Here is a 223-nt window from a genome sequence, read left to right as displayed (position 1 = left end):
GCGAAGGTGGGCTTTCCGGTTGACCGCGTGATCGGCGGCATCTGGTCCGGCTCGGAAGAGGACGTCCGGCCGGCCGGAGCGGTCGCGAAGGGCTACCTCGCCATCACGCCGGTCCCGGCCGGCGCCGACTTCGAGATTCACAAGAAGCTCAAGGAGCACATCCTCGACAAGGGCCTCAGCGATCTGAAGGACCTGAAGAGCTTCGGCTCCGTCTACTACAATT

Annotated in this window: 1 pseudogene; it reads left to right on the top strand. The window is 64.1% G+C overall.

The annotated features are described in order from the left end of the window. Positions 1 to 223: pseudogene (locus tag E4K09_RS26305) on the top strand (ABC transporter substrate-binding protein); the annotation flags it as partial.

Source organism: Microvirga pakistanensis, assembly GCF_004458765.1.
GTDB classification, from domain to species: Bacteria; Pseudomonadota; Alphaproteobacteria; order Rhizobiales; family Beijerinckiaceae; genus Microvirga; species Microvirga pakistanensis.
Note: the sequence above shows the minus strand (reverse complement) of the source record. Positions and strands in the feature narration are given on the sequence as shown.